Origin of the sequence: uncultured Rikenella sp., from assembly GCF_910577125.1 — a bacterium.
Taxonomy (GTDB): domain Bacteria; phylum Bacteroidota; class Bacteroidia; order Bacteroidales; family Rikenellaceae; genus Rikenella.
Genome location: NZ_CAJTMN010000172.1, coordinates 1 through 2,595 on the forward strand (window position 1 = coordinate 1; position 2,595 = coordinate 2,595).

Genomic DNA, 2,595 nt, shown 5'->3' on the forward strand with positions numbered 1-2,595 from the left:
TTCTACCACATAGTAGAAAGTAGGGGCCCCCGCGGCCCAAGCGGAACAAAGAAAAAAGGGGAGAAGAGTTTGATTTTCAAAAAACGCGGTCGATTGAAAACGTCCTGCGCGTTCGCGTTGTCCTTCCGTTTATTCCGAGAGGCAACGCAACTGAAAACCGAAAGCACGGTAATATTTCAGTACCGGATTCACGTCGGCTGTATTGAAGTACAAATAGAGGCCGTAGGTACTGTTGGAAGCCGCAATTGCTGACCAGACGGAGCCTTCGTCGCTGATGTTCCATAGGCTGCCGTCGCCATGACCGCGGAGGCCCGGGGCGGGGTTTGTTTTTCCGCGCGCCTTTGGGAAATCTTGTCAAAACGTGCCAGCACATTTTGACGATTTCCCTCTTAAGGGTCGGCGCGCGGTTTTTAGTACTTTTTGAGTCGCCCGCAGGAATTTCATCTCGGTTTTGCTCACCGCAAAACGAGTGAAATTCCTCTTTAAGCGGGGCGGGCGACTGTCGAGCTTCGAGCCGGACGGAACTGCCCTGCGCGGGCGGCGTCCGGGTGACCCCGGCGGGACGGAGCGATGCTTGCGCATCGCTAAGGCCGTGTCTGCCCTCTGTTTATTCCGAGAGGCAACGCAACTGAAGACCGTAGCCACGGTGGCTCACGTGGCTGGGATTGAGGCCCTGCGTGCTGAAGTGCAAGAACACGCCGTTACTCCCGCTGACAGCGGACGACCAACTGTACCCGTAGTTGCCGACGTTCATCAGATCACCTAACCGCCCATAGTTGCCTGCGTCGTGGTAGCCCGGGGCGGGGCGTGCTTGGCCGCCCGCAGTGCGAGACCAAACACGGTACAAAATAAGAAAGGGCGTTCCGCGCTGCGCGCAGAACACCCTTCGCAAAGGCAAACGGCCCGGCCGAATCCCGAAGTCCCGTTATTTCAAGACCCCCAGCTCCCGGCCCACCTTCGTGAATGCCGCCACACAGCGATCCAGGTGTTCTCGTTCGTGCCCCGCCGAGACCTGAACCCGGATGCGCGCCTGATCCTTCGGCACCACCGGATAGTAGAACCCCGTCACATAGATTCCCTCGTCCAGCAGCTTCGCCGCGAACACCTGCGACAGTTTCGCATCGTAGAGCATCACCGCGCAGATCGCCGACTGAGTCGGTTTGATATCGAACCCCGCCGCGATCATCCGTTCGCGGAAATAGGCCACATTTTCGGCCAGTTTCGAGTGGAGCGCATCGCTTTCGCCCAGCATCCGGAAGAGTTCGATCCCCGCCCCCACCACTGCCGGCGGGATCGAGTTCGAGAAGAGGTACGGCCGCGACCGCTGGCGCAGCATGTCGATGATCTCTTTCCGCCCCGTGGTGAAGCCGCCCACGGCACCGCCGAACGCCTTGCCCAGCGTCCCCGTGATGATATCCACCCGTCCGCGGACGTCGAACAGCTCCGTCACCCCGCGTCCCGTCGGCCCGACGACCCCCGCCGAGTGGCACTCGTCCACCATCACCAAGGCGTCGTACTTTTCGGCCAGCTCACAGATCCGATCCATCGGCGCCACATTGCCGTCCATCGAGAAGACCCCGTCCGTCACGATAATGCGGAACCGCTGAGCCTGAGCCAGTTTGAGCTGCGTCTCGAGATCCTCCATGTCGGCGTTCGCATACCGGTATCGTTTCGCCTTGCAGAGCCGCACGCCGTCGATGATCGAGGCGTGGTTCAGCGCATCCGAGATGATGGCATCCTCCTCGCCCAGAATCGGTTCGAACACCCCGCCGTTGGCATCGAAACAGGCTGCATAGAGGATCGTCTCTTCGGTTCCGAAATAGTCGGCGATGGCCCGTTCGAGCTCTTTGTGGATGTCCTGCGTGCCGCAGATGAACCGTACGGACGACATTCCGAATCCGTGCGTATCCATCGCCCGTTTGGCCGCCTCGATCAGGCGCGGATTGTCCGAGAGCCCCAGGTAGTTGTTGGCGCAGAAGTTGAGCACCTTTTTCCCGTCCGCCACCGTGATTTCGGCCCTTTGCGGAGAGGTGATGATACGTTCCCGTTTGTAGAGTCCGGCAGCCTCGATCGCCGCCAATTCATCCGTAAGGTGCTGTTTGACTTTACCGTACATGGTATGATGTATTGAAAATTAAATGTTCGATTGTTTTCGGTTGTTTTGTGGTTCTTTGCGGCAGCGGCGCATTCCATTTGCCCGGTTCGGTCTGACTTTACGCGGGCGACAGATCTGGATCAACCCTTGACCGGTACCTTCCCCTACTATTCGGACAACGTGCCGGGCGAGAAATACGGTGCTGGTAATTACAAGGCGACCAACGGTCGGTTGTACAAGGTAACCACCTCGGGTACGGGAACCCCGCTTGCCTGGTACCCCGCCCCGGGCTACCGTAGCGCGACCTCGGGCGATCCGGTGCACGTCGGCAACGCCGGTTACAGCTGGTCTTCGACGGTCAGCGGTGCCGATGGCATGCACTTGTGGTTCAGCGCGCAGGGTCTCGATCCCAGCAACACGAACAGCCGTGCCTACGGTCGTCAGCTGCGTTGCCTCTCGGAATAAACGGGGGCGAGGCGGCCTTAGCGATGCGCAAGCAT

General features: G+C 59.5%; 3 protein-coding genes. 1 reads left to right on the forward strand and 2 read right to left on the reverse strand.

The genetic code is table 11. The annotated features are described in order from the left end of the window. Positions 1 to 607: 607 nt before the first annotated feature. On the reverse strand, positions 608 to 754 hold the full coding sequence (locus tag QZ292_RS10250) for a hypothetical protein (protein ID WP_294601230.1): 147 nt from the start codon (positions 752 to 754) through the stop codon (positions 608 to 610). Between the two features lie 171 nt (positions 755 to 925). After that, positions 926 to 2,116 carry a glycine C-acetyltransferase gene (gene kbl / locus QZ292_RS10255; RefSeq protein ID WP_294601232.1) on the reverse strand — a complete coding sequence of 397 codons (1,191 nt, stop codon included), beginning with the start codon at positions 2,114 to 2,116 and terminating at the stop codon, positions 926 to 928. A 126-nt stretch (positions 2,117 to 2,242) separates the two neighbouring features. Here kbl and QZ292_RS10260 point away from each other — a divergent pair, with 126 nt between their 5' ends. Continuing rightward, positions 2,243 to 2,560 carry a hypothetical protein gene (locus QZ292_RS10260; protein WP_294601234.1) on the forward strand — a complete coding sequence of 106 codons (318 nt, stop codon included), beginning with the start codon at positions 2,243 to 2,245 and terminating at the stop codon, positions 2,558 to 2,560. Positions 2,561 to 2,595: the final 35 nt, after the last annotated feature.

Bases quoted from the DNA above. Each gene is read 5' to 3' on its own strand.
- QZ292_RS10250 (WP_294601230.1), bottom strand. From the start codon at position 754: ATGAACGTCGGCAACTACGGGTACAGTTGGTCGTCCGCTGTCAGCGGG.
- kbl (WP_294601232.1), bottom strand. From the start codon at position 2,116: ATGTACGGTAAAGTCAAACAGCACCTTACGGATGAATTGGCGGCGATC.